This is a genomic window from Amycolatopsis acidicola (genome assembly GCF_007713735.2).
GTDB lineage: Bacteria > Actinomycetota > Actinomycetes > Mycobacteriales > Pseudonocardiaceae > Amycolatopsis_E > Amycolatopsis_E acidicola.
In genome coordinates this window covers 45,457-70,754 of the sequence record NZ_VMNW02000008.1, presented here as the reverse complement: position 1 = coordinate 70,754, position 25,298 = coordinate 45,457, and the positions used below count along the sequence as shown (strand labels likewise).

The 25,298-nt window shown below is 66.9% G+C and carries 21 protein-coding genes and 1 tRNA gene; 15 read left to right on the top strand and 7 right to left on the bottom strand.

The window, feature by feature from the left end; genetic code table 11:
• Positions 1-44 precede the first annotated feature (44 nt).
• The 6 genes from trxA (at position 45) to FPZ12_RS08180 (ending at position 5,793) form a co-directional block, all read left to right on the top strand.
• Positions 45-368, top strand: a complete 324-nt coding sequence (gene trxA / locus FPZ12_RS08210; RefSeq protein WP_144748970.1) for a thioredoxin — start codon at positions 45-47, stop codon at positions 366-368.
• A gap of 123 nt (positions 369-491) precedes the next feature.
• Positions 492-587, top strand: a tRNA-Sec gene (locus tag FPZ12_RS08205).
• Between the two features lie 135 nt (positions 588-722).
• Entirely contained in the window at positions 723-2,543 is a 1,821-nt protein-coding gene (selB, locus tag FPZ12_RS08200; RefSeq protein WP_243769730.1) for a selenocysteine-specific translation elongation factor, read from the top strand.
• A gap of 208 nt (positions 2,544-2,751) precedes the next feature.
• On the top strand, positions 2,752-4,113 hold the full coding sequence (locus FPZ12_RS08195) for an MFS transporter (protein ID WP_144748971.1): 1,362 nt from the start codon (positions 2,752-2,754) through the stop codon (positions 4,111-4,113).
• A 30-nt stretch (positions 4,114-4,143) separates the two neighbouring features.
• Positions 4,144-4,689, top strand: a complete 546-nt coding sequence (locus FPZ12_RS46835) for a UGSC family (seleno)protein (RefSeq protein WP_273701385.1) — start codon at positions 4,144-4,146, stop codon at positions 4,687-4,689.
• Positions 4,690-4,701: 12 nt separating this feature from the next.
• On the top strand, positions 4,702-5,793 hold the full coding sequence (locus FPZ12_RS08180) for a hypothetical protein (protein WP_144748974.1): 1,092 nt from the start codon (positions 4,702-4,704) through the stop codon (positions 5,791-5,793).
• 117 nt (positions 5,794-5,910) lie between these two features.
• On the opposite strand, the gene selA is transcribed toward FPZ12_RS08180, so the two are convergent.
• From selA to FPZ12_RS08165, 3 genes are all read right to left on the bottom strand, one after another.
• Positions 5,911-7,209, bottom strand: coding sequence for an L-seryl-tRNA(Sec) selenium transferase (selA, locus tag FPZ12_RS08175; RefSeq protein ID WP_144748975.1), 1,299 nt, complete (start codon positions 7,207-7,209; stop codon positions 5,911-5,913).
• A complete protein-coding gene (gene selD, locus FPZ12_RS08170; RefSeq protein ID WP_166462639.1) occupies positions 7,209-8,219 on the bottom strand; it encodes a selenide, water dikinase SelD in 1,011 nt (336 codons plus the stop codon). Before selD ends, selA begins: the two co-directional genes overlap by 1 nt.
• A 163-nt stretch (positions 8,220-8,382) precedes the next feature.
• The gene (locus FPZ12_RS08165) at positions 8,383-8,649 is read right to left on the bottom strand and encodes a hypothetical protein (protein ID WP_144748976.1); all 267 of its coding nucleotides are present in this window, start codon (positions 8,647-8,649) and stop codon (positions 8,383-8,385) included.
• Positions 8,650-8,958: 309 nt separating this feature from the next.
• Here FPZ12_RS08165 and FPZ12_RS08160 point away from each other — a divergent pair, with 309 nt between their 5' ends.
• The 5 genes from FPZ12_RS08160 (at position 8,959) to FPZ12_RS08140 (ending at position 14,641) form a co-directional block, all read left to right on the top strand.
• A complete protein-coding gene (locus tag FPZ12_RS08160; protein WP_144748977.1) occupies positions 8,959-10,101 on the top strand; it encodes an acyl-CoA dehydrogenase family protein in 1,143 nt (380 codons plus the stop codon).
• The gene (locus FPZ12_RS08155) at positions 10,098-10,967 is read left to right on the top strand and encodes a phosphate/phosphite/phosphonate ABC transporter substrate-binding protein (protein WP_208025792.1); all 870 of its coding nucleotides are present in this window, start codon (positions 10,098-10,100) and stop codon (positions 10,965-10,967) included. Before FPZ12_RS08160 ends, FPZ12_RS08155 begins: the two co-directional genes overlap by 4 nt.
• Positions 10,945-12,159 (top strand): ferritin-like domain-containing protein, encoded by a 1,215-nt coding sequence (locus FPZ12_RS08150; RefSeq protein WP_144748978.1) that lies wholly within the window; start codon positions 10,945-10,947, stop codon positions 12,157-12,159. The genes FPZ12_RS08155 and FPZ12_RS08150 overlap by 23 nt, the downstream gene beginning before the upstream one ends.
• 175 nt (positions 12,160-12,334) lie before the next feature.
• Entirely contained in the window at positions 12,335-12,991 is a 657-nt protein-coding gene (locus FPZ12_RS08145; protein ID WP_208025791.1) for a GntR family transcriptional regulator, read from the top strand.
• Positions 12,992-13,273: 282 nt separating this feature from the next.
• Positions 13,274-14,641, top strand: a complete 1,368-nt coding sequence (locus FPZ12_RS08140; RefSeq protein WP_144748979.1) for an alpha/beta hydrolase-fold protein — start codon at positions 13,274-13,276, stop codon at positions 14,639-14,641.
• 460 nt (positions 14,642-15,101) lie between these two features.
• On the opposite strand, the gene FPZ12_RS08135 is transcribed toward FPZ12_RS08140, so the two are convergent.
• Positions 15,102-15,440, bottom strand: coding sequence for a phage integrase N-terminal SAM-like domain-containing protein (locus FPZ12_RS08135; protein ID WP_144748980.1), 339 nt, complete (start codon positions 15,438-15,440; stop codon positions 15,102-15,104).
• A 608-nt stretch (positions 15,441-16,048) separates the two neighbouring features.
• Here FPZ12_RS08135 and FPZ12_RS08130 point away from each other — a divergent pair.
• From FPZ12_RS08130 to FPZ12_RS08115, 4 genes are read left to right on the top strand one after another with little or no spacing between them, the layout of a single operon-like run.
• Entirely contained in the window at positions 16,049-16,648 is a 600-nt protein-coding gene (locus FPZ12_RS08130; protein ID WP_243769729.1) for a hypothetical protein, read from the top strand.
• 4 nt (positions 16,649-16,652) lie between these two features.
• Positions 16,653-16,967: a hypothetical protein gene (locus FPZ12_RS08125; protein ID WP_144748981.1), complete on the top strand. Its 315-nt coding sequence runs from the start codon at positions 16,653-16,655 to the stop codon at positions 16,965-16,967.
• Between the two features lie 14 nt (positions 16,968-16,981).
• Positions 16,982-17,728 (top strand): hypothetical protein, encoded by a 747-nt coding sequence (locus FPZ12_RS08120; RefSeq protein ID WP_144748982.1) that lies wholly within the window; start codon positions 16,982-16,984, stop codon positions 17,726-17,728.
• On the top strand, positions 17,725-18,177 hold the full coding sequence (locus FPZ12_RS08115; RefSeq protein WP_243769728.1) for a hypothetical protein: 453 nt from the start codon (positions 17,725-17,727) through the stop codon (positions 18,175-18,177). The genes FPZ12_RS08120 and FPZ12_RS08115 overlap by 4 nt, the downstream gene beginning before the upstream one ends.
• Before the next feature lie 381 nt (positions 18,178-18,558).
• Here the strand turns inward: FPZ12_RS08115 and FPZ12_RS08105 are convergent, their stop codons facing one another.
• The 3 genes from FPZ12_RS08105 to FPZ12_RS08095 form a co-directional block, all read right to left on the bottom strand.
• Entirely contained in the window at positions 18,559-19,968 is a 1,410-nt protein-coding gene (locus FPZ12_RS08105) for a Wadjet anti-phage system protein JetD domain-containing protein (protein WP_166462637.1), read from the bottom strand.
• 79 nt (positions 19,969-20,047) lie between these two features.
• On the bottom strand, positions 20,048-24,142 hold the full coding sequence (locus tag FPZ12_RS08100; RefSeq protein ID WP_144748984.1) for a coiled-coil domain-containing protein: 4,095 nt from the start codon (positions 24,140-24,142) through the stop codon (positions 20,048-20,050).
• Entirely contained in the window at positions 24,100-25,137 is a 1,038-nt protein-coding gene (locus tag FPZ12_RS08095; RefSeq protein ID WP_144748985.1) for a hypothetical protein, read from the bottom strand. The genes FPZ12_RS08100 and FPZ12_RS08095 overlap by 43 nt, the downstream gene beginning before the upstream one ends.
• Positions 25,138-25,298 lie beyond the last annotated feature (161 nt).

Here is a 25,298-nt window from a genome sequence, read left to right as displayed (position 1 = left end):
CAGACTGATCCCGGGTAGCGGCAACGGAACACTAAGGAGTAGGAATGGGCGCAGCCAGCGACGTCACCGACGCCGACTTCGACGAGAAAGTCCTCAAGTCCGACAAACCCGTGCTGGTCGACTACTGGGCCGACTGGTGCGGCCCGTGCAAACAGCTCGGCCCGATCATCGATGAACTCGCCGAGGCGTATGGCGACAAAGTCGCATTCTTCAAGTTGGACACGAACGCCAATCCCCGGACGCCGGCCGACAACAATGTGCTCGGTCTGCCGACCATTCAGGTGTATGTCGGGGGTGAAGTGGTGAAGGCGTTCAAGGGGGCCCAACCCAAGTCCGTGTTACTTGGCGCCATCGAAGAGTACCTCTGACGGAGGGCGAGAAAAGCGTGACCGACCGGCAGCGGCTTGGCGCACGGAATTCCTGTGCTGCCAAAGGTGATCGCTCTCCGCGGAGCGGTCGTCCCGAGCCGGTATGCTAAGTTGGTCAGGCAGGGAGGCGTTAGGGTTCCTGGTGGTCCCCTCGGTCTTCAAAACCGGTGAGGCCGAGTATCTCGGCCTGGCGGGTTCGATTCCCGTCCGCCTCCGCCAAGACACACCTCCTGTATTCGGAGGAATCGTCGTGACCGACGCCGCGCTGTCACTCCAGAACAGTGTGGACAGCACCCGGCCGGCTTCCGTGGGCGACACCATGGGAGACGCGGCCGCCGTTATCGATGAGCCAGGATGGATTCTGCGGTGATGGACCATGTCGTCGCCACGGCCGGCCATGTGGACCATGGCAAAAGCACGCTGGTCCGCACACTCACCGGAATGGATCCCGATCGCTGGGCCGAGGAACACCGGCGGGGCCTGACCATCGATCTCGGGTTCGTCTGGACTGCCCTGCCGTCCGGCCGGCGAGTCGCGTTCGTCGACGTGCCCGGTCACGAGCGATTCCTGGGCAACATGCTTGCGGGACTCGGCCCGGCACCGGTGGTGTGCTTCGTGGTCGCCGCCGACGAGGGCTGGCGGCCGCAGAGCGACGATCATCGCGATGCGGTGGCGGCGCTCGGGATCCGGCACGGCGTGATCGTGCTCAGCCGGGCGGATCGAGCACGGCAGCCGCTGGACGACGTTGTCCGGCAGGTCCGGTCGGAGCTCGCCGGCACGGGCCTGGCCGACGCGCCCTTGGTTTCGGTCTCGGCTTTCGACGGCACCGGGCTGGATGAACTGCGGTCCACATTGGACACCGTTCTGGCCGCGATGCCCCCGCCGCCGGCAGACGACCGGGTGCGGCTCTGGGTGGACCGATCGTTCACGATTTCCGGCGCGGGCACCGTCGTCACCGGAACACTCCCGGCCGGCTGTCTCAGCCGAGGCGATCAGCTGAGCCTGGTGGGTGCGAACACGGTACGGCAGGTACAAGTCCGTGGGTTGCACAGCCGGGGGGAGTCCGCGGAGACGCTGGAGCCCGTCACCCGGGCCGCGGTCAACCTCCGGGGGGCGGCCGCGGATTCGGTCCATCGCGGTGACGCGCTGATAACCCCCGGCGCATGGTGGATCACCGACACGGTCGACGTCCGGAGAGTCAGCGGGACTTCCTTCGGTGACGCCCCGCGTCAGCTCACCGTGCACGTCGGTACGGCCGCGATGTCGGCACGGGTACGAGGATTCGACGAGGATCATGCCCGGCTGTTCTTCGATCGAGCGTTGCCGCTCATGCTCGGGGATCGGCTGGTCCTTCGTGATCCGGGCGGTCGCCGGGTCTTCGGCGGAGCGTTCGTGCTCGATGTGGACCCGCCCGAGTTGAGCCGGCGTGGCGACGGCATTCGCCGTGGGATCACACTGGCGCGGCGGGGTGTCGAGGGTGATCTCGCCGCGGAAGTCGCGCGCCGCGGTGCCGTCCGACTGCGTGAGCTCGAGCTGCTCGGTCTTCCGGCCAGCTCCCTGCCGGCCGGAGTACGCGCTGTCGGCGACTGGCTGGTGGCTGAGGCGACCCTTTTGACCTGGCGAGATCGCTTGCGGTCGGAGCTGACCGAATTGCATGCGCGGGATCCGTTGTCCGGCGGGTTGTCCCGGGGTGCCGCTGCCGGCCTGCTGGCACTCCCTTCCAGCGTGCTGCTGGACGCTGTGATCGACTGCGCCGGCCTCGAGCGACATGGCGGGCAGGTGCTTCTGCCCGGCAGCCGCGACGAGCTCGGACCGATAACGGCAGCGGTCGCCGCGGTTGAAGCCCGGCTGTCCGCGGAGCCGTTCGATGCCCCCGAAGCCCAGGAATTGCGCACCCTCGGCCTGGGGTCCCGGGAGCTGGCCGCCGCTGAACGCGCCGGACGGCTGATCCGGCTCGACGGGGTCGTCTTGTTGCCGTCGGCGCCGGCGTTGGCAGCCCGTCGGCTGGCGGCGCTCGACCAGCCGTTCACCATGAGCCAGGCGCGTCAGGCTCTCCAGACGACTCGCCGGGTGGCGGTCCCGCTGCTGGAGCACCTCGACGGCCGCGGCTGGACCCGCCGGGTGGACACCACCCATCGGGAGATGGTCCGGCGCGCCCGGACGAGCGGCCGGTAGCCGTTTCCGCAGCGAGGCCCCGCGGCTGCCCACTTTGCTTCGCCGTCAATTGTCAACGCGCCCGCAACGAGGTGCGGTCTCGAGCCTCACCAGCCCGCTAGGACATGACGATTCAAACTGGTCACAACTTTACTAGCGATATTGAGAGCAATCCTGCTAGTGTTTCTGAGTTGCCTCCGGTCAAAGTCGACACGAAGGAGTTGCGCAGGTGAGTGAGATCGCCCCACAGCAACAGTTGACCGTCAATGCGAACAAGTGGCTCGGCGAAGGGCGGGTCAATGCTTTCCAGATTCAGATGTTGGTCGCCTGCGCGTTGCTCGCGATCACCGAGGGGTACGACCTTTATGTGTATGGCGCGGCTTTACCGACCTTGAGCAAGGCCCTGCATCTGAGTGAGTGGGAAGCCGGGGCGCTCGGTTCGGCGGCCGCGTTCGGCACCCTGATCGGCGCGCTGATCTTCGGTCCCCTCGCCGATCGCGTGGGGCGCAAGCGCATCATCCTCTCGTGCACGATCATCTCTTATGGGTCGATGGCACTCGCCGCGATCAGCAGCGGATCCGTGTCGTTCGCGTCCGCGCGACTGCTCTTCGGCATCGTCAACGGCGGTATTTTGATCAACGTCCTGGCGCTGATCAGTGAATACATTCCGCACCGTCGCCGCTTGACCCTGATCGGCACGACCGTCGCGACCGGCGTGTCGCTGGGAACAGCGTCCGGAGCGCTCGTCGGGATCCTGGTCATGCCGCACGTCGGCTGGCGGGCGATCTTCGGTGGCGCGGCCTGCCTTGTCGTCCTTTATCCGCTGTATCACCGCTTCCTCCCCGAGGCCACCGGGTACCTGATCCGGAGCGGCCAGAAGGAGCGGCTGCGTCACTTCATGCGGCGCGCCCAGCCTGACGCGCGACTGTCCGACGACGCCGTTCTGACCGCGGACGTGCCCGCCGCCAAGGTGCCGCTGATCGAGGTTTTCCGCGACAACCGGGCTGTTCCCACCTTGCTGTTCCTGCTGTGCTACATGTGCAGCACCTATGTGAACAACGGCTTCAGCTTCTGGCTGCCGAAGTTGATGGTCAATCAAGGGCATACCGACACCGCCAGCATCGCCCTGCTGCTGCCTGCGGCGCTGACGGCGGTGCCGGTCAGCATCATCGGTGGCCGGCTCGCCGACCGATTCGACGCACGCCCTGTGCTCGCCGTGCTGTTCCTGCTCGCCGGTGCTTCGATCGCGCTGCTGGGTTTCACGCACAACTACGTGTTCCTGCTGGTGTTCGCGGGACTGGCCGGCGGCGCGTTCAACAGCGTGCAAAACCTGCTCAATTCGTACTCGCCCTCGTACTACCGTCCCTCGACGCGCTCGACGGCAACCGCCTACAACTTCGCGCTCGGCCGTGTCGGCGGCATCGTCGGGCCGATTGTTCTGGGCGGGCTGTCCGGCGGGGGAGCGCCCTTCAAGCTGACGATCGTGGTCCTCGCGGTCCCGGCCCTGGTGGGGGCGATCGCGATCAACCTCATTTCCCGCCGACACAACTATTCCCACCAGTTGCTCGTCGAGAAGTCGACGGCAGACTGAACCTTGTCCACTCAGGAAACGGAGGAACACATGGCACCACGTCCACGTACGGTCATCCTTGATCCGGTCACGATGCCCGCCGCGAGCGAAAGCTTCTTCAACCCGCGCCCTGCCAGCATGGAGGGACTGCGAATCGCCTTCGTCGACAACACCAAGCCGAACTTCGACATCTTCTGCGACAGGGTCGAAGAGCTGCTCCTGCGCGACCACGGGGTGGCCGAGGTTCAGCGGTTCCGCAAGCCGGGCCGGACCGTCGGCGTCGCGCCGGAGATCATCAAGAAGATCAAGACCGCCACCGATTTCGCGGTGACCGGACTCGGTGATTGAGGCAGCTGCACGTCGTGGAGTCTCCATGACGCAGTCACCCTCGAAAAGCAGGGGATCCCGTCACTGATCGTGACAACGACCTCGTTCAACGGGCTGGCCAAGATCGAGGCGACGGCTCTCGGGCTGCCGGAGATCCAGATCTGCGCGGTTCCGCATCCGCTCGGTGCCGGGCTGCCGGAGGACCAGGTCAGGGCCAAGGCCGAGGCGGCAGTCGCCACGCTCGTCAAGCTGATCACCGGCCAGGAATAGGAGTTGATGATCATGAGTCCCGGGACCGGAGTGCCGGCATCGGAACGGCTCACGGTCGAGGGCGAACTCGAGGACATCGAGGAGTTCCTCTACCAGCGCGGTAACACCGACGGGCTCCCGATCGTGCCACCGACCCCGGAGCGGGTCGCGCGCATGATCGAAGCGAACGGGCTGGCGCCCGACACTCTGATCGCGGAGAAGATCCCGCCGCGGAACGGCCCGGCCACGGTCGAGGCGATTGCGATCAACGCGGTGATGGCCGGCTGCCGACCCGAGTACCTGCCGGTGGTCATCGCCGCGGTCGAGGCGATGACCACCGGCGGGTTCGACCTCTTCGGTGTGCAGGCGACAACTCACCCTTGCGGCATCGTCACCTTCGTATCGGGCCCGGTCTCCCAGAAGCTCGACATCAATTCCGGTTCGGGCGCCCTCGGTCCGGGGTGGCGCGCGAACGCCACGATCGGCCGGGCGATCCGGTTGATCCTGCGCAACCTCGGTGGCGCCAAGCCGGGGGAGGTCGACAAGGCAACCCAGGGCACACCGGCCAAGTACACCTATTGTTTCGCGGAGAATCAGGAACAGAGTCCGTGGGAACCGTTCCACGTCGAGCGCGGGTTCGCCGAGGACGCCAGCACCGTCACGGTGCTCGGTCTCGAAGGGCCGCACGACATCAATGGCCAGGACGCGACCAAGGCCGAGAGCTTCCTGAAGATCCTGGCCAACAGCATCACCTCCGCCGGCTCGTCGAACTTCCGGTTCACGACCGGGTCGGACCTGTTCATCGCGCTCGGCCCGGAGCACGCCGCGATCCTGGGGCGGGAGAAGGTCGGCAGGGATGAGATCCGCGCTTATCTCTTCGAGCACGCTCGGGTGCCGGTCGACCGGTTGTCGGCCGAGCACATCGAACGACGCCGCACCACCCCGGCGCAGCATGGGGAATGGGACGGCAAGACGCCGATTCCAGTGGTGAAAGACCCGTCGAACTTCCTGATCACGGTTGTCGGCGGGGCAGGCCTGCACTCCAGCTGGATGCCGTCCTGGGGTGGGCCCAGGCACCAGGCGGTGACCCGCGAGATCCGCATGAACACGGATCATTCGAACTGACGCCCCTAGTGCAGTAGAGTGCCCGCCGTCCGACCACCGGTCGGACGGCGGGCGCTTTTGAGCTATTTCGGCTTCTCGGCCGCAGCTGAGGTCGTCATCGTGTTCCTCGCGGTGCGATCACGCGCAAGCTCGCACCGCGAGTATCAACCGTTCGTCGTCGCTGTCGGGTATGCAGCGGGGATCAAGCAAGCAGCGCCCGTCCTCGACCCGGCCGACGACGCACGGCTCACCCACCCGCAGAAGTTCGGCATATGCCTGGGGGAGAGCTACTGCCCAGCCGGGCAACCGCTCCTCGGGCGCGCCGCCGCCGCCGACCACGCCATCCGACGCGACGACTTCGGCACAGACCCCGTGCTGAGCCAGCTCCCTGGCGATCCGGTCGGCCCGCGCGCGCAGTGTGTCCGCGTCGGCGTGCAGGGCGCGGGTGACCGGCGTGGGTTCAGCGGAAGTGAGCGTCGCCTCGAAGGCAGCCAGGGTGAGCTTGTCGACGCGAAGGGCCCGCGCAAGCGGGTGTTTCCGCAACTGGTGAACGGTTTCGCCTTCACCCAGCACCAGCCCGGCCTGTGGGCCGCCGAGCAGCTTGTCGCCACTCGCGGTGACCACGGTCGCGCCCTCGGCCAGCCATGACTGGGCATCGGGTTCGGTCGGCAGCGACGGTTCCGGCCGCAACAACCCCGACCCGATGTCGGCGACGACTGGAACGCCGAGGCCGGCGAGTTCGCGCACCGAAACCGCGGAGGTGAACCCGCGGACGGCGAAGTTCGAGGGATGGACTTTGAGGATGAACCCGGTGTCCGGCCCGAGCGCGGCGGCGTAGTCGGCGATGTTCGTGCGGTTCGTGGTCCCGACCTCGTGCAGCCGCGCTCCGGTGCTGGCGATCAGCTCAGGAATACGAAACCCATCACCGATCTCGACGAGCTCTCCCCGGCTGACAATGATCTTCCGCCCCGCTGCGAGCGCCGTGGCCGCGAGCACCAGCGCGGCGGCGCCATTGTTGACTACGAGTGCGTCCTGCGCGGCCGGTACAGCATTGCGCAGCGCCGTGGTCGCGGCCGCGCCACGCCGCGCGCGGGCGCCGGTGTGCACGTCGTACTCGACGTCGGTGTACCCGGCCGCCAGGGTGATCGCTTCGGTCGCCGCCGCGGACAACGGTGCGCGGCCGAGGTTGGTGTGCAGGACGACGCCGGTCGCGTTGAGTACCGGTCGTAGTGAACTGGGCCTCCGGCCCAGCGTGGCGAGCACCGCCTCGACGACCCCTTCGGGAACGAGCGCGCCGCTGCGGACCTCCTGTTGGGCGGCGTGTACCGCCCGCTTGAGCACCTCGCGGCCGAAGCGGGTGTGCGCCTCGGCCAGCCGCGGATCGGCGAGCACCACGTCAGTGCGGGGGACCGCCCGCCGCAGGTCGGTGCGCGCCATCAACCCACAACCAGCGGCGTGTCCGTGGCCTCGATCAGTTCCCCGATCACCGGAGCGCCCGGTATCTCTCCGGCCACCAGCAATCCGCCAGAGGTCTGAGCGTCGGCGAGTAGCAACATCTCGACTTCATCCACGCGGGAACCCCAGCGGGTATGCGGGGCTACCCAGTCGAGGTTGCGTCGGGTACCGCCGCTGACGTAGCCGTCGAGGGCGGCTTTGCGGGCATCGTCGAGGTAGGGCACCGCCTTCGGATCGAGACACGCGGTGACCCCGCTCGCTCGAGCCATTTTGTAGAGATGCCCGAGCAGGCCGAACCCGGTCACGTCCGTCGCGCACCTGCAACCCGCGAGCAATGCCTGCTCGGCGGCGTCGGCGTTGAGAGTTGTCATCGTGGCGATGGCCTGTGCGAACCGCTGCCCCGTCGCCTTGTGCCGGGTGTTGAGCACACCGACGCCGAGCGGTTTCGTCAGCGACAACGGAGTACCCGGTCGGCCGGCGTCCAGGCGAAGCAACTGATCCGCACTGCCGAGTCCGGTGACGGCCAGTCCGTATTTGGGTTCCGGGTCGTCGATGCTGTGCCCGCCCGCGAGCGGGCACGCGGCCTCACGGGCGATGTCGGCGCCGCCCCGCAACACCTCGGTGAGCAGTTCCAGTGGCAACGTCTCGCGCGGCCAGCCGACGAGATTCACCGCGAGCAAGGGCCGTCCGCCCATCGCGTACACATCGGAGAGTGCGTTCGCCGCGGCGATCCGGCCCCAGTCGTAGGGATCGTCGACGACGGGAGTGAAGAAGTCGGTCGTGGCGATTATCGCCGCGTCTCCTTCGAGGCGAACCGCGGCGGCGTCGTCACCGTCGTCGAGACCGACGAGTAGTTCGCGTTCTCCGAAGTTCGCACCGACGAGCCCGGCGACGGCTTGTTCCAGCTCGCCTGGCGGGATCTTGCATGCGCAGCCACCGCCATGGGCGTACTGCGTCATGCGAATCGGTGCCGTCGGGATCGTGCGACTCATGCTCGTCTCCTGGGTAGCCCTCGAACCGCCGGGCATCAGCGAACCGTCACGCTGGTAGCGGATCTGGTCGAAGGTCGCTGTTTCCAGCTCGTTCGTACACCCTGGGGATGCCGCGGCAAGCCGTGGACTTGGTGCTGGAGACCTCCGCGATCTCAAGGTCCGGTCAGCCGGCAAGGCTGCCGTCGGGGTAGACCACCTCGATCTGGGTCTCCTCGACCGACACGCCGGCCTGGCCCAGCAGTGACGCGGCCATGCGGCTCATGACGTGCTGCGGGACCAAGCAGTCTTCACAGGCGTCGGCGGTCGCGCCCACCTGCAGCCGGACAGAAGAATCGCCGACCCACGAAGCGTCGAGTGTGTAGCCGTCGGCTTCGAGCCCCTGGGCCATACCGGCCAGAGCATTGTTGAGGTCCTCACCGGAGTCAGCCATGTCAGCGCCCTTCCTGTCGCGGAGCCCGCTCAATCACAAGCAAGATTACCGTATGTATTTCTAGCAATCTGGATGACAGTCCTGCAAGAGACCTCGATCGGGGTGTCGCGAACTTGCCTGCCGGCAATACTGCTGGCATTATTGCTCGCAATCGTTGAGGCGGTAGTCGGACTGGCGCACTGAGCCCTCGGGCATGGACCTGGACCGAGCCCCTCGGTACCTGCCGAGCGGCGAGAGCCGGGGACGTGCGCACGAGCGCCCTGGAGCTTGCCGATTCGGTCCAACCCCACGGACTCAGAGAAGAGGACTATGAACGCGCTGGACGAACTCGAACCGATCATCGACGAGATCATCGCGCCGGATGCGGCGAAGTTGGATCTCGACGGGACCTTCCCCCAGCGTGGTATCGACGCCCTTGCCGCCGCAGGCTTGCTGGCTTTGACCGTTCCGGTGGAGTTCGGCGGGTCGGGTGGCGGAGCCGCCGACGTCGCGCGGCTCGTGCGCCGTATCGCCGGTGTATGCGGGTCGACGGCGATGGTGGTGACGATGCACTACGCGGCCACCGCCCTGCTGATCCACGTGGGGCATGAGCAGGCCTTGAGGGAAATCGGCAAGGGCGAGCACCTGACGACGCTGGCGTTCTCGGAGTCAGGGTCGCGTAGTCATTTCTGGGCACCGGTCAGCACGGCGACTCCGGCGGCGGATCAGCCAGACGGAGACGCGATCGTGTTGAACGCGCGGAAGAGCTGGGTGACCTCGGCGGGGTACGCGACCAGTTATGTGTGGTCTTCGCGTCCACTGGCCGCCGATGGGCCGATGTCGTTGTGGCTCGTCCGCCGGGACACCCCGGGCCTTGCCGTGGCCGGTGGATTCGACGGACTGGGACTGCGGGGCAACGATTCCCGGCCGGTCACCGCCGAGGACGTCCGGATTCCGCGGCATGAGCTGCTCGGCGCTGATGGAGCCGGCCTGGACCTGGCACTGCAAGCGGCGCTGCCGTGGTTCCTGATCTTGAACGCGTCGGCGGGCCTGGGACTGATGGAGGCACTGACCACGGCCACCACCACGCATCTGACCGGCACCAGGCTGCAGCATCTGGACCAGTCCCTTGCCCAGCAGCTGCCCTCTCGAGCACGGCTGGCCCGCATGCAGATCGAGACCGATCGGACCCGCGCACTGCTCGAAACCGCTATCGGCGCACTGGACGGCGGGCGGCCTGAGGCCGTGTTGCTGGTGCTGGAGGCCAAGGCAGCCACGGATGAAGCGGCTGCCGCGACCGCGGATCTGGCGATGACGGCGTGCGGTGGGGCCGCGTTCCGCAAGGAGCTGGCCATCGAACGTCGTTTCCGGGATTCCCGGGCGGCCCGGGTGATGGCGCCGACCACTGACGCCTTGCACGACTTCATCGGCCGTGCGCTGACCGGTCTTCCGTTGCTGGGCGGGCCGGCGTGACCCGCGCGGTGCTGATCGGCGCGGTGGCCTACGACCCGAAGGTCGTCACGATCTGGGAGGGTTTCCGCCAGCATCTTCGGGCCGAAGGTCTGGAGACCGACTACGTCCTCTACTCGAACTACGAACGCCAATCCGAGGATCTGGTGGCCGGGCGGATCGACCTGGCCTGGTGTTCGCCGTTGGCCTGGGTGCGGTCCCGGCGTCTGGCGGCGGCCGGTGGTGGAACAGTCCGGCCGTTGTTCATGCGCGACACCGACCGGGATCTGAGGTCGGCCGTGGTGATCCGTTCCGGCAGTGGAATCGGTTCCGTTGGCGACCTGCGCGGCCGCCGCGTCGCGGTCGGCGCGGTTGACTCGCCGCAGGCGACCTTGTTGCCGTTGTCCTTGCTTCGCGCGGCAGGACTGCAGCCCGGCACCGATGCCGGATCGGATGTCCACGTGCTCCGATTCGACGTCGGGGTCGGCTTGCACGGCGACCACATCGGTGGTGAACGAGACGCGGCGATCGCCTTGCGCGAAGGCAAGGTGGACGCGGCCTGTATGAGTGACAGCAACCTGCTGCTGTTCAGCCGGGAGGGAACGGTTCCCGGTGACGCGCTGACGGTGCTGACCAGCACCCAACCGTACGACCACTGCATCATGGCAGGCGCGCCGCAGGGTGATCCCGCGGCGGCCGACGCGGTGTCCGGCGCCTTCCTGGCGATGGCGTATTCCGACCCCCGGCTGAGGGGCCTGCTCGACCTGGAAGGGCTCACCCGCTGGCTTCCCGGGCGCACCGACCACTTCGCCGCTTTGGAAAAGGCCGTCGACGAAACGGGTTTCTACGATAGGGACGGGCGGATCCATGCGGCCGGCTATCGACCTTGAGGACCTGGGCATCGACTCGGGTGGCCACATCCTGCTGGATCGACAGCTCACTGCCATGCGGGCGGGCGAGACACTCATCGTCCGTGGCCGCCATCCCGCATTGGAACTGCACCTGGCGGCCTGGTGCCGTAGCCAGGGCCACCAGCTGGTGGCCACCGAAGACTCGTCCGGCGGGGTGCCGATCGGTGCCGACGGCCCGCCCGAGCTGCTGATCCGCAAGGGCTCGGCCGTGGATGAGCGGTGGATGGGCGCCGAACGAGCCGGCTCCGCGAGACTGTCCGGCCTGAACGCCGATCGCCGCTGGGGCCTTGCCGCCCGCGGTGCGCTCGTCGAACAGGGGGGCCCTGAACTCGACGTGACCTGGGTCGACAAAGATCTGGTGTGGGCTGACATCGCGCCGGCCCTGTACGCCCGCGCCGCTGCGTCCCAATGGAATCCCGACACCGTGGTGGACTGGCGGCCCGGCAACGATGTCCCCGCCGACATCGAGGACGCGGTCGTGCAGATCATGACCTACCTGGTGGAGAACGAGCAGGCCGCGTTGATGATCCCGGCCAAGATGCTGGCGTCCCTCCACCCGCACTATCGCGAAGTGATGCAGCTCCTCGCCTCACAGGTCGCCGACGAGGCGCGCCACGTGGAAATCTTCACGCGGCGCGCGCTGCTCAACCGGGACCAGATGGGTCGCTCCGGCGTCGAGGGGCGGGCGTCCTTGCAGACCTTGATGAACGAAGCCGACTTCACGCTCGCTTCGTTTCTGCTGTCGGTTCTCGGCGAAGGCACTTTCGTCGACCTGCTGAAGTTCCTGCATGACTACGCGCCCGACCCGATCACCGCGTCGGTCAGCCGGCTCGCCGCCCGCGACGAAGCTCGGCACGTCGCCTTCGGCGTCGCGCACACGGCACACATCGTGCGCAGCGACCGCGCCTTCCTCGGTCGGCTTCGTGGCGCCGTCGAACGCCGCCACGACGCTCTGAAAGAAACGTCCGGACTCAACCAGAATGTCTACGACGCGCTCGTGCTGATGGCCGCCGGGTCCTGGGAACCTGCGGCCATCAGACGAGGCTGGGACGCCGTCCAGCACCTTCAGCGGCAGATGGACAACGGGCGTCGTCGGCGCCTGGCGGCCATCGGATTCCCTGACGACGAAGCGGCCGAGCTTTCCGCGCTTCACACCCGCAACTTCATGTGAGCCGGTCGCCGTTCACCGCCGGATAGGAGAGGTGCGACGTGACAGACCATGCTCGCAGCGGACACGCACTGCTATAGTATCGCTGGCAATTTGACCAGGCTTCCTGCTAGCAATCGGGTCGCCTGTGGCAGCTACTGTCGGTTCGTTGCGTGAGCCGTTGAAAGGTTGAGAGCGAGTGAGCGACGCTACCACCGACCTGACGGACGCCATTCGTCAAGCCATTTTCACCGGGGAGTACGCGCCCAAACAACGTCTGATCGAGGGTGAACTGGCGCAGGAGTACTCGATCAGCCGCTTCGTCGTGCACAACGCGCTTCTCCAGCTGGCGGGGGAAGGGCTCGTCGAGATCCAGCAGAACCGCGGTGCGCGGGTCCGCGCCATCAGCCTCGAAGAGGCGATCGAGATCACGGATCTGCGGGAAGTGGTCGAGGGTTTGGTCGCTGCCCGAGCGGCGGAACGGATCACCGAAGACGCCGCTCATGGCCTGCGCGAGCTGGCGGAGAAGATGCGGAAGGCGGTCCTGGAAGACCTGGACGTGGGAACGTACGCTCAGCTCGCCGACGAGCTGCACCGGCGGCTCGGCGAAATCTCCCACCACGCGACGGCATTGAAACTGCTTAAACAGCTCAACGCCCCGATGGTTCGAGAGCAGTTCCGCATGGCCCTGTCCCCGGGGCGCCCGGTCAGTGGCCTCGAACAGCACCTGGCGATTGTCGAGGCCATCTGTGCCAAGGATGCCGAAAAAGCGGAAAAGCTCATGCGCGAGCACCTGAGCCAGGTGCGTCGGACGCTGATTTCGCTCAACGCAGAACGCCGGGTCGAGACCAATTGATGGTCGATGGGACAACGGGTTCTGTGTTTCCTGGGCTGAAGCTCATTCGGTCACTTCGGCCGCAAGTGAATGTCTGTCCTTAATGGACTAATAGCAAGCTGCTGGGATTTCGGAAAAGCCGCTCTCCGGGCGGAAGGTCTTGCGACGGTCTACTTCCGTGTGGTTACCTAAAAGACTACGAGCGGCCTGGATCTCAGGCTCGGGGCAGCCGTGCGAACGGTTGCCTGGCAAGGATTTTCCCGCAGTTCAAAGTGGAACACCGGAGAATCGAGGTTGTCGAACATGCGATTCAGAAAGCCTGGCAGGGCCCGATTGGGCCTGGCGATGTTCGCCGTCGTCAGTGCTGTCCTCGGGGTGACGGCATCGGCCGCGGCCGCCGCGAACCCCGGCGGGGTGTCGCTGGCGCCGGAGGTGGTGCACACGGGTACAGCGCCGACCGGCTATCAGGTGACGTTCCGCTTCAAGGATCCGAACGCGACACGGGTTCAGCTCAAGGGGGAGTGGTATTTCGCCGATCCTCGCACCGAAGCCCAGTCGAGCACGACGACGAACACGATCGTCACGCCCGGCCTGCTCCCGTCACAGTGGAAGCCGGGGGACTTCCCGATCCAGAGCCCGAACAACAACGGTGCGAACTGGCCGGTCATCGACATGACCAAGGGGCGCGACGGAATTTGGTCGTACACAACGGTCTTGCCGTCCGGTGTGTTCAACTACCAGTTCTACGTCGACTGTGCCGGTACCACGCAGTCCGGGTGCACCGCAGGGTCCGACCCGAGCAATCCGCCGTGGAACCAGGTGGGCGACAGGACGATCGGCTCGACCGGGAAACAGAGCCAGGTCTCTGTTCCCTCCGATCCAAGGTTCGGCACGATCGACTATTCGTGGGAAGCCGCTCAACCCGTCGCGCACGGCACACTGGCCGATGTCTCCTACCGATCGCCGGTGTCGCTGTCCCCGGATGGTATGAACAACCTTGCCGTCTACACGCCGCCTGGCTACGACTCACGCCGCGCCCAGTCTTACCCAACGCTGTATCTGGCTCACGGCGCCGGTGACAATGAACTGGCCTGGAGCACTTCCGGCGACGCCGCGAACATCCTCGACAACCTCATCGCGACGGGCCAGATCCAACCAATGGTCGTCGTCATGCCCGACGGCACTCAGCTCCCCGGCACGAACACCGATGGCACCTACAATCAGGAACCGTACGATCAGAACCTGATCAGCACGGTCGTCCCCTACATTGAGTCGCATTACCATGTCTCGACGTCGCCGTCCGACCGCGCGATGGCCGGCCTCTCGCAGGGATCGGGGATCGCGAACTCCTTGCTGTTCAACCACACCGACGAGTTCGCCTACTACGGATCCTTCAGCCGCGGCCCGAGCTTCGCCGTCCCGACGGCGTCCGCGCTGACAGCACAGCAGGTCGCCGCCATCCAACGCGTCCGCGGCGTGTTCGTCGGTTCAGGCTGGGAGGAGTTCCTGCACCCCTACTCACCGCAGATGATCAACACGCTTACCTCCATCGGCGCGGCCGTCACGCCGGACTTCACCCACGGCGGACACGAGTGGTACCTGTGGCGCATCCTCCTTCGAGACTTCCTCACCCACGTCGCCTTCTTCCCCTCGGTGAACGACGGAAGCTAACGTCGCACTCCCAGTTGTCAGGAGGTCGGCCGCCGGCGAATCGTCGACCTCGTCGGCAGGCTGGTCGCGGCGCTGCGCGATCAGCAGCAGCTGATCGAGCGGGTCCTTGGGCTGACTTTCCTGTCGTGTGCGCATGCTCGGGGCATCCAACCACGACAGTGACTGCGCTGTCCCGTTCCCACGCCTTGGCGCTGAACGCCCATCGAGGCGAGAACGCCGCCTTCCGCGACTACGGCCATGTCGTCGCGCTCTTGCGTGGCCCGGGTCGCCGTCCACCTCAGTGCGGGTAGCTGTTCACCTTGTGGAGAGTCGATCGAGCCGAAATCAGCAGACGCGCCAAGACAACGAGCGTGCAGTGGGCACGTCGAGCGTCGCAGGTCGAACGGTGTGTGCCGCCCGTGTGCGCGGACGGGCACACCACGCGTGTCACGCCCCGAACCTCGCACCACGAACGCCTAACCTAACGGTATTGCCCGGGGTGGAGGGCTGGCACATGCGCTGCGGTGGCGGCGGAGCGGGTCGCGATCATCCAGGCGATGAACCACTCCACGTGCCGGCGTTCGACGTCGGTCGGGTCCTCGGCGGCGTCGGAGTCGTCGGGGCGGGCTTTCTGGCCGTGGTCCTGCAGGAACCCGTCCAGGCTGTCGCTGCCCAGGAAGTCCGCGAGCTGGGTGACGGCGAGTTCGTAGTTGTAGCGGGTGGTGTGCGGGCGGTTGGCCGCCGGCAGAGCGCGGTCCCACTCCTCGACGTAGGAACGCCCCGTGTCGTCTCCGGGCTGTGGCAGACCCTGTTCAGTCAAATTTCCCCTCATAGCAAGATCCCCCAGAGTCGCCCAACAAGGGGTCTGACCTGCGAAAATGGAGAAACCAGTGCTCGGGATTGGTCTGTTCCAGTCGGTTGGGATGTGGATGGTGGACCTGTGGAAGGCACGCCGCTCCAGTTTCGCTCCGGCTCGGGGGGAATGAGTTTGACGGAGCCGGGCGTGCTAAGGAGAAGCGAAGCCCGATGAACCACCCACCGACGTGGCTTCTTCGTAAGGTGCCGACAAGCAGCGTCGCGATCGTCAGCGGAGCCGCGGGTGGCATCGGCAAGGCCACGGTCGCTGGAGTCGACGCTGCTTCGGTGCGGGTGAGGCCCGTCCGCGGGTCGTTTTTCGTTGTCCTGGGCCACGATCTGCTCGATTTAGTGGGGGACGGGCAACAGGCCACCGAGGGGCGACCTTCACCCGATCAGGCGAACAGTTGGCGGTTGTGGCCGAGTTCGTGCGCCCGGAAGGACGCGTCAGTAGAGTCCGCCCGGTGGACGATCGGAGATGGGGCTTCGAAGAAGCCGAGGACTGGGAATACGAGAAGCGACGCGCCGAGCCTGCTGTCCCCGAACCGGCTGACGGGACGCTGAGCGCGCAGGATGCCGATCGTCGTCGAAGTGATGGTGACGCGCGAGGCGAGGGTCGCGGCCGTGCGGTTGTCGCCGAGCTGGCGTCAGTCGGTCGATCCTCGGGCGCTCCACACCAGCGTGCTCTCGGCCGCGAACGCCGCGACGATGCGCGCGCTGGCGCAGAGCGTCGAGCAGACGGCCTCGGCGCTGCCTGTGGCCGCGCCTCAGCCCACGGTCGACGAGTCGCCGTTGACCAATCAGGACGTGCAACGCCTGCTTGACTCGGTCTCCGCGGAGCTGGACCAGTTCACCGAGCGGCTTTCGGCGGTCGTGGACCAGCCGGTTCAGGTCCGCAGCTCGGGTGGGCACGTGCAGGGTTCGGCGCGAGCCGGCCAAGTGCTCACACTCGATATCGACAGCACCTGGGCGGCGCAGGCTCGCGTGAGCGAGGTCGAGACCGAACTCGTCGAGGTGCTGCGCGGTCTGCACGACTCGAGTACCCCGGGCGGCTTGGCCGCGGGACCGACCGGTAGCGCGATCTCCGAACTGATGACATTGGCGGGAGACCCGCAGCGCCTGATGCGGCGACTGGGGATGCCGGTACCGACCGACACGACGAGGGAGTCCTGAATTCATGGTCGACATCAAGGCGGCCGTCTCCGCGTTGCGGTCCGACGCCGACACCTGGGACGGCGCGGGGAAGGACTTGGAGGCGCCGGAACAGGCGATCGGCTCGCTCGGGCTGACCCCGTACGACGTGTCGATTTATGGCGTGGACAAAGGAATCGACAAGACCTACGCCAGTGCGCAGAGCGCGCTGGAAAACATGATGCGGCAGGCGGCGCAGAACTTTCACGACCTCGCGGGCGCGCTGCGTCATGCCGCGGACCTCTACGACCAGACCGAAGCCGATCACCTGCAGCGCATCCAGCGTGCTGCCGGGAACTGACGAAGGAAGCCGGCGTGACGAGCCCCGCGATCCAGCAGGCCAACGATAAGTTCCACGAGCTCCAGCAGAAGATCGACGAGTTCTTCGACAAGGTCAACGATGTGCTCGGCTGGGTGCCCGGCTTCCTGTCGGACCTCATCAAGCCGATCCAGGACGGGATGAACGCGCTCCGGGACAAGTGCAAGGAGTTCTGGGACCGGGTCAACCAGTTGATCGACCAGCCAGGCAGCCCGGACCGGCTGCACCAGGTCGCCGAGGACTGGGTGAACAAGGTCGGCAATGTCGTCGGCGACATCTCCGGCGAGATCGGTCTCGACAAGCTGCAGACCAACCTGGACTGGCAGGGACGCGGCGCCGAAGCGTACAAGGCGACGGTGCCCGCGCAGGTCAGCGGCCTGAACTCGGTGAAGGACCTGGCGAACCAGCTGCGTAGCTCGCTCGACAACCTGGGCAACGGCATCGATACGTTCTGGACGGCGATGGCAGTCGCCGGAGGCGTGTTCGTCGTCGGCGCCGTCGCCGCGATCGCCACCGCATGCACCGTGGTGGGTATCCCGGCCGCGATCGCGGCGATCGCCGGCGCGGCGGGCGTGTCGATCGGGCTCGTCACCACGGCGATCGTTTCGCTTCAGTCCCTGATGAACACGATCTCCACCGAGCAGAACACCATCGCACAGAAGGTGCACGACCTGGGGGACCAGTGGGCCAAGTCGAACATCGGGGCGATGCAAGACAAGTCCGACTGGCACGTGATGTCGTGACGGCGATTTCCTCCGCCTCGCGCCGGATCGCCGCGGTTTCGACTGTCGCCGCGTTCGTGGTGATCATCGCGATGATCTCGCTCGGGTTCGCAGCGCCGGGCGGCGTCCACCCGATGTACTACTTCGTCCTGATCGCCGTCGCCGGTGGCGGGTTCGCCTTACTGCTTTCCGGGGTTCTCGCGGTGTTCGCCGGATCGCGTACGCCGACCACCCCGGCGCGGGATCTGGAGTTCTTCGCCGGGATCCGCCGGGGCACGCTCGCCATGGCTTTGTGCGTGATCGTCCTCGACGTGGCCGGTGTCCTGTTGTTCGTCAAAATCACCCGTGTCCCGGACGAAACATCGTTGTCCGCCAGCGCATCGACTGTCCTCTTTGTCGCGGTGGCGGTCACGCTGGTTTGCGCGGTCATGGCGTCGGTCGTGCTGCGCCGGGTACTTCCGAAGTACTGATCGTGCGCTCGGGAGGGGGCGGCCGTCGTGCCATCGACCCTGGTCGCGCGACGCGCATCAGGTCCGCGGCAGTGCCGCTCGGTCTGGGTTCGTGGGTACTGGCGTTGGTGCTCGCGGCGAGTGCCGGGAACATAGCCGTGACCTGGGTCCCTCAAGCGCCCCTGCTGGGGATGACAATCGGCACGCACGGCGCGCTGGCGATCGTCACCGTCCTTTTCGGAGTGAATGTGATCGCTCTGCGCAGCAGGGTCTCGCCGGGATGGCTCGATATCGGGGTGGCAACGAGGATTCGCCGGAATCTGCTGGTACTCGGGAACTTCGGCCTCCTTCTGGCCTGCCTGGGCTGGCTTACGCTGGGTGTCGCGGCGGGAGAGACGGCGATCAGCACGCCAGTGCTCGTGGTGGAGTTCCTGCTGCCCGCTGTGCTCGTGGCATACACGGGGCTTGTGGCGGTGCTCGTGAGTCGGTGGACGCGGATCTGAGCTCAGCAAGTCCGAGGAACCCCGCCGCATTCCCGCCCAGAACCGGCGCATCGTGCCCACCGGGAGGCGCAGATGGCTCGTTGAAGACGACGCTGTTCACGCCCGAGGAAGCCGCAGCGGAAACGCATACCGGCTCGGGAGAACTCTGGGCAGTCGCCGCCGAGCTTGCCGCGGCCATTTCCCAGCCGATGCAGGAGATCTTCGCATGTCGTCGCGTTCTGGTCCTTACGACTTGTTTGCGCTGATCACCGTGGTCGCTGCCGGTGTCGCACTCTTCATCGCCGGTGCTCGCGCCGTGGATCTGAGCACTGCGTCGCTCGCGATTTCCACGTAGCCCGTCCGCCTCAGTCCTCGTCGAACCAGTCCGCGAGGTTGTGGTCGCGAGCACCTCGGTACCCACGTTCTCCTGCACGATGCGGCCACCTGACCGGACGACGTCCAGGCATGATTCGCCGAGCCGTTGGCCGAGCCACGCCCCGGCCCAGGCGGCGGTGTCGGCGCTCATCCGGGGCGCGCGCCGGACGAGCCGTCTCTTGCCGTGCTCGAGCGCCAGGCGATACAGACCGGCGGCCGGGCGCAGGTCCACCGAGGCCAGCTCGGCCACGCACTGCCAGGCGGACCGGGCGATGCGGAAGCCTCCGGCATCGACGTCGCCGAAGTACCAGCATCTGAGCGGACGCTCGCCGTTCGCGGCGAGCGTCCGCAGCCGAGTACCGACCTGATTGCCGGCGCCCCAGATGAGCTGCCCGCCGAAGGAGAGCTCGGAGGCACGACGCCCAAGGGAGACATAGGTCGTGTAGTTCTCGACCACCAGCCACGGGCCGTCACCGAAGATCCGTCGCTCTACCGGCGGCCAGCACGGTTCGCACTCGAGCAGTTCCAGCGTCAACCTCCCGGGCCGGAACAGCGTGCCGAAGAGCCAGGATTCCAGCTGCTTGTCATCGCCGGTGATGTCCAGGGACCGCTCCCGGATCGGGACGACCACGCCGCGCCGGCGAGGAAGCCACGCGTTCACCAGCTCCAGGCAGGTGCGTTCTGTAGTGGTCCACTCGCCGCGTTCGTCGCCGAGCGCCGCCCAGCCGAGATCGGCGTGCCAGATGATCGGCCGCCGCGATTTCCCTTGCTGCGGCAGGGTTTCCCGTCGCGTGACATAAGCGGGCAGCGGCGGCTCGGCGCTGCGGTCGATGCGGGTCCGGGGGAGGGTGATCATCTTCGCCTCGGCGAGCGAGGTGAGGGCCGAGAGTACCCGCCGGCGCCAGTGCACCGATACCGCGGCCGTGTGATCGACTGCGGCAGCCGCCTTGAGCACGGACTCCAGGGGTAGCCGCCGGGGGCCGTGCTCACGAACCGCCTCGGCGATCGCCGCGGCCAGTTCTGGTTCCGTGTGTTCAGGGCTCACGACGCACCGAAGCGACGACATCGACCGACTGAGTGCTGCCGGTGGAGGAGTTGTCGAGGTCGTTCGAGACGTAGGCCCGTCCTGGCCGGGTCGCCGACGGCCTCTTGTGCATCGCGGCGATACGGGGGAACGCGGTTACCGCGCCGAGGTCGCCGATGCCCGTGAGGAAGACCAGCTGCACGCCGTTCGCCCGGGCGACTCGTCGCTGCAGATCAAGGAAAGGCAGGTAGTTGGCCTTGCCCAGTGGGTTGTCGAGCGGCACCAGACCGCCTGCCGAGCCCGAGCGCAGCCCCGTCCGTTGCTCCGTGCGCAGCCGCGCCATGACGCAGAACAGCACGAGCGAGGCCGTGAGATTCTCCCCGCCGGACCACTTCCGCATGTCTTCCACCGGAGTGCGCCCGGTCGGCTGGTCCGGTGCCGGCTTGAGGACCGAGGCGCGGAACCCTTCGCTCACCGAAGCCTCGGTGGCGCGCCAGAGCAGCTCGGTGGGATCGGCCTCGACTTTCCTGCTGTTTACCATGCGGTCCACAAGATCGCCGATGCGCAAGGATATCTGCTCGGGTGTCGGTCGCTGCCGGGCGTCGACCGACAGGAACCGGAAACCGGCCCACGGTCCGACGCCCTCGGGTAGCTCCGACAGAACAGATGCCCGGCCGAGAAGCCGCAATGCGTCCTCGACGAGGTCGCCCAGCCGCGACACCACGTTCCGTTTGTGTTCTTCGACCTGGAGCAATTGCCGGGTGATGGCCTGTTGCCGGACATCCAGGTCACCGGCGAGCTCGTCAGCCCGCACGGCGACGCGCTCGTACAGCTGCTCGCTGCGGAACAACTCCCTGAGCCGCCGTACCGCCTGGCCGTTCTCGTCCTCCGCGACCGCGGCGAACCGGTCCTCCGCCGCCCAGCTCCGCAGCCGTTCTGCTTGCTGCGACCGGATTCCCAGCAGACCGGTGTATTCGTTCTCCTGGGCCTCGAACTCCTGGGCGAGACCTTTCACCTTGCTCCGGACCTCGTCGTCGCTGTCGGGCACGACGCCGGTAGCCGCGTCGGCGGGCTCGATCGCGCGGAACAGATCGGCCTGATCGTTCAGTACCCCGATCCGCCGTCCCGCGTCGTCGGCCGCACGGCCCGCGTCGTCCCGTTCTCGCTCCAGCTGCCCCGCCTCCGTCTGGAGCACGGTGGCCTGCTCGTCCGCTTCCACGGCCTGCCGCAGCGCTTCCGCGCGATCCGCCGGCTCGGCCTTGAGTTCGGCGTGCCGCATCCGGCCCCGTGGACTCGCTGCGCGAAGCTCCGATTCGGCCTCGCGCAGCTCGGAATCGGCGGCACCCAGCCGACGGCTGGTCGTGTGCTGCTCGGCCCGTGCCCGCTCGAGAGCCTCCTGCCGCAGGTCATTGTTTCCCGCCGCCGCGGTATCAGCGAGCTCTTCCGCGCGGCTTCGCACCGGTCCGGAGTGGCGCTCCCACCGGCTCGCGGCGGCTTTCACGGCCGCCTCGGCTTCCGTTTCGGCGCGGCGCAGCTCCGCCTCCGGGAACTGCTGGCGCAGCAAACCCTTGAGCTCCTCCACCACGGCCTCGGTCGTCTCGAGGTTCTTGCCGGTCCGAATCGGCTCCTCGGACAGCGTCGCGCGGGTCGCGGACCAGGTTCGCTTGCTTCCCTGCAAGCCGCGGACCTCGTCTCGCAGGTATTCGATCTGTTCGTCGGCCGCTTCATACACCGCCGAGGCCGTCTCGCCGGCCTCCCGCTCCACCTCCTGGAGAGCCGGAATAGCTTCCAGCCTGGCGTTGGCCGGGTTGACGACTTCCTGCTCCTCACGCGCCAGTTGCTGAAGCCGCCCCGATGCGATCCGTAGTTCAGGGAGGGCCGCCTGTTCTCGCGCGTGTTCGTCGACGATCGCGTTTCGCCGTCCGGTCAAGTCTTCACGACGGCCCAGCGCCGCGGCCTCGTCCGCCGTGGCTGTGCCGGCGACTGTCTCGGCCGTGCGCACACGGATCCGGAGCCCGAAAATTCCGTCCTCCGGAAAGTCCGCTACCAGCGCGCGGATGGCGGCAACCTTCCCGGCCGCGTTGTCGCGTTCCGTTGTGAGGTCGGCGAGCCGCGCGCGGCCGGCTTCCAGGCGTCGCGTTCGCCGGATGAGCTCGGCGGACGCGGCATCCGCGTCGTACCGAGCCGCCGCGGGGCCGAGCACGACGCGGGGTGCGCGCGCCGATGGGAAGGCATTCGCCGACGCCATGACTACTGCATCGTCCACCTCCGCCTCGATCCGTGCCGCTGCTTCGGCCGGATCGCCGTAGACGACGACGCCCTCCAGCACTTCGGGCATCTCGGCGATCTTTGCCTGCCGCTCGCCGATAGGAATGTGCGCCGCCAGATAGCTCCATCCGGAGAACCCCGTGATACCCGCATCATGCAGCGCTGTCAGCACATTGACGACCGCGGGCCGTGGCGGCAGCAGCTGGTCCGCCTTCAGCCCGTCCACGGCGTTCTCGTCCTGAACGAGCGCCAGGCGAGTGCCCAGAACGTCCGTTTCCACGGTGGCAACCGACCCGGACAAGAGCGTGATCGCCTCCGCAGCGGATTCGGTCAGATCGACCGAATCCGCTTGGAACAGCTGACGTAGCCGGGCGTCATCCCCAAGACTCGCCGCACGCGATTCGAGCGCGGTCAGCTCCGAGCGCAGCTTGTCCCTCGCGCCAATGGCTTTCGTGCTCAGTTCCCGTGCTGTGGTGCAGTCGCGGTCGGCCTCGGTCAAGGCCTCATCGAGCGCGATGCGTTCACTCGACAATCGTTCCAGCGCCGCGGCGCAGCTGCGCAACCGGCCGCGGCACCTTTCCAGCGCCTCTTCGATCCGTTCGGCTGATCCCAGTGTTCCGTCTTCCGTCGCCTGGGCGCGTGCCGTCTGGAATCGGCTGATCTGCCCGGTCAATGCCTGCGCTTCACCGGACAGCTCGACATATCGCTCGTGGGCCTTCCGGCGTGTGTACTCCGCCGCCTTCTTTCTTTCCCGCGCTTTTTCGACTTCCGCGTCGAGCGTGGCGAGTCGGCGCTCAGCGTGGTCGATGGCGCCTTCGAGCGAACCCGCCCATTCCGCCTGAGCCTTCCCGATCAGCTCCAGTAGTGGCCGGGCTTCCTCAGCTGCTGCGGCAAGGGCCTGCTTGCGCGCCGACAGCGTGGCCTTCGCTTCGTCGAGTACGGCCTTTGCACCTAATGCCTCCCAGCCGTTCACATCGAGCGCCAGCTCCTCGGCTCGAGCCGTCGCGGCCGCCACGTTCTTCTTCGCGGTCTCGAGCCGAAACAGCGCGGCCAACCGGTGATACTCGTCGCGTCTTCGGCGCGCCGTATCCGCCTCGCTGCGCTTCTCCCTGAAGTGCTCGTCGAGAAAAGTCCGCCGCTCCTGTGCCAGCCGCCGGACTGCGGCTGCCTCGTCGGCCTTGTCCAGAAGCGCCTTCTTGTAGCCGGCGATCCGTCGTCGCATTGCCTCGCGGGTAGTCGTCGCGTCGCTGACTTTTCGGTGCGCGTCACCCAACTCGAGCACTTTCGGCCTGGCCTGGACACAGAAGTCGCGCTCGGCGAGATAACCGGGCCGCTTCGCGATCTCCACCTCGGTTTCGGAAAGCAGGTCGCGCACCGGCGCGGTCCGGCTCCGGTCGCTGACGAATCGCAAGAGGTAGCGGACGAACGCGCCTGGAGAGTCGATCCCGTCGAAGAGTGCGTCGATACCGCCTTCGGTCGCGTTCACCTCGGTGAAGTAGCGGAACAGGTCGGGGTCGAAGCGCCGCTCGCGAAGGGCCTGATGCCACTCGGTGATCGTCGGACCGGTCACGACAGCATTGACGCCTTGCGCGGCCAGCCCGTTGAGGTGTTTCTTGAAGCCGTCGCGGTCGTACTGCCCGGCCGTTCGGAAGGTGAAGGGCAGATCGTCAAGGGTGGATCCCTCGATCGCCGCTTCCGGATGCACACACCACCACGTGCGCTTCAGGTTGTCCTTGCTGGCCCCGTTGTAGTCGCGGGGGCGCACCCGCCCGTCCCACTCATAGATCGCGCCGGTCAGCAGGACGCGATCGTCGGAATCGACCCACTCCGCGACCACGTGTGCGGTGTCGCCGCTCTGGACCAGATCCTCGAGCGTGCGCTTTTTTTCGTGCGAGTGGCCAGAAAGTCACGGCGATCGGGCAGGATCAGCGCCAGCAGCAGCGAGAGCATGGTCGTTTTGCCGGCGCCGTTGCGCAGCCACACGATGCTGTCAGCGGGGGCTCCTTCCGCGTCGGTCAGGTCGACGAGAAGGTCGGAGAACCGGTTGTCGGGCACACCGATCGAATCGAGGGAGAACCGTCGAAGCCGATACATCCTACGACACCTCCTCGCCGGTTCGGCGCGCCTGAGCGAGCACCGCGAACACGGCGTTCTGCGTGACTTCGGCGAGGCCGATCCGGAACCGGTCGTTGAGCTGGTACGCGGCCCCGCGGTCGTCGTCCAGCGCCGCCTCGCGTCGGCCCGGCCATTTTCGGTGAGATAACGCAGCAGGGCTTGGACGCAATAGCGTCGGTTGTCTCGGTCGCGTCCGCTGTCCTTCGCCGAGACATCCGGAAGGTCGCACCAGAGCTTGGCCGCCGCGCCGAGCTGACGGCTCTGGGCATCCCCGGCATCATCGACTTCTTCGGCGGCGTCTTTCGCGTGCCGGGTGATGAATCGCTGCAGTTCCGTGATCCGCACGCTCGGGCTGCCGGAGTCGATCAGCGCTTCTCCGTTGGGGTAGGCGTAGGCCGCAAGGCCGACGAGGACGAGGCCGAAACAGTACCGGTCCTGGAGCTGCTTCGGTCCGGTCCGTCGCGGTAGCCCACTGTTGTCGAGTGTCAGGGCGAACGGACCATCCTGTGTCCCGGTGAGCAGCAGGCCGAGCTGCGTGGGCAGGTGTACCCGCAGTCCCAGTCCGCCGGCGATCCGTGTGACTATCTCGGCGAACTCGGCGTCTGTCCGATAACGGTCCAGCAAGGACCGGTACGGGCTGTCCGGAGTCGGCCGTTGCTTCGGCACGAGCGCGAAGCGCAGCAACGACGCGGCGTCGTCGACGTCAGCCAGGTTCATTCCGCTCCTATCAGGCGGGGATGGTTCGGACAGCTGATCGCCATGAGCGCCGATAGGGCCGGGCTCCCCTCGCGAACGGGATGGTTCCATCGTCGGGAATGGGACAGCAGTTGGGTGAGTGTTCAGCGAAGGGGCCCGCGGGTGCCCGAAGAAAGGTTCTA

Bases quoted from the DNA above. Each gene is read 5' to 3' on its own strand.
- trxA (WP_144748970.1), top strand. From the start codon at position 45: ATGGGCGCAGCCAGCGACGTCACCGACGCCGACTTCGACGAGAAAGTC.
- selB (WP_243769730.1), top strand. From the start codon at position 723: ATGGATTCTGCGGTGATGGACCATGTCGTCGCCACGGCCGGCCATGTG.
- FPZ12_RS08180 (WP_144748974.1), top strand. From the start codon at position 4,702: ATGAGTCCCGGGACCGGAGTGCCGGCATCGGAACGGCTCACGGTCGAG.
- selA (WP_144748975.1), bottom strand. From the start codon at position 7,209: ATGGCGCGCACCGACCTGCGGCGGGCGGTCCCCCGCACTGACGTGGTG.
- selD (WP_166462639.1), bottom strand. From the start codon at position 8,219: ATGAGTCGCACGATCCCGACGGCACCGATTCGCATGACGCAGTACGCC.
- FPZ12_RS08165 (WP_144748976.1), bottom strand. From the start codon at position 8,649: ATGGCTGACTCCGGTGAGGACCTCAACAATGCTCTGGCCGGTATGGCC.
- FPZ12_RS08160 (WP_144748977.1), top strand. From the start codon at position 8,959: ATGAACGCGCTGGACGAACTCGAACCGATCATCGACGAGATCATCGCG.
- FPZ12_RS08150 (WP_144748978.1), top strand. From the start codon at position 10,945: ATGCGGCCGGCTATCGACCTTGAGGACCTGGGCATCGACTCGGGTGGC.
- FPZ12_RS08140 (WP_144748979.1), top strand. From the start codon at position 13,274: ATGCGATTCAGAAAGCCTGGCAGGGCCCGATTGGGCCTGGCGATGTTC.
- FPZ12_RS08130 (WP_243769729.1), top strand. From the start codon at position 16,049: ATGCCGATCGTCGTCGAAGTGATGGTGACGCGCGAGGCGAGGGTCGCG.
- FPZ12_RS08125 (WP_144748981.1), top strand. From the start codon at position 16,653: ATGGTCGACATCAAGGCGGCCGTCTCCGCGTTGCGGTCCGACGCCGAC.
- FPZ12_RS08095 (WP_144748985.1), bottom strand. From the start codon at position 25,137: ATGAACCTGGCTGACGTCGACGACGCCGCGTCGTTGCTGCGCTTCGCG.